The 204-nt window shown below is 55.9% G+C and carries 1 rRNA gene; it reads right to left on the bottom strand.

What is annotated here, in order from left to right:
• Positions 1-204 (bottom strand): 23S ribosomal RNA (locus J3481_RS14585); the annotation flags it as partial.

Here is a 204-nt window from a genome sequence, read left to right as displayed (position 1 = left end):
TTCGTGCGGGTCGGAACTTACCCGACAAGGAATTTCGCTACCTTAGGACCGTTATAGTTACGGCCGCCGTTTACTGGGGCTTCGATTCGGACCTTCGGGGTCTTCCCCCTAAGCCCTCCTCTTAACCTTCCAGCACCGGGCAGGCGTCAGCCCCTATACTTCGCCTTTCGGCTTCGCAGAGACCTGTGTTTTTGCTAAACAGTC

This window comes from Alicyclobacillus fructus (assembly GCF_017329605.1).
In the GTDB taxonomy this organism is placed as follows: Bacteria; Bacillota; Bacilli; order Alicyclobacillales; family Alicyclobacillaceae; genus Alicyclobacillus; species Alicyclobacillus fructus.
Note: the sequence above shows the minus strand (reverse complement) of the source record. Positions and strands in the feature narration are given on the sequence as shown.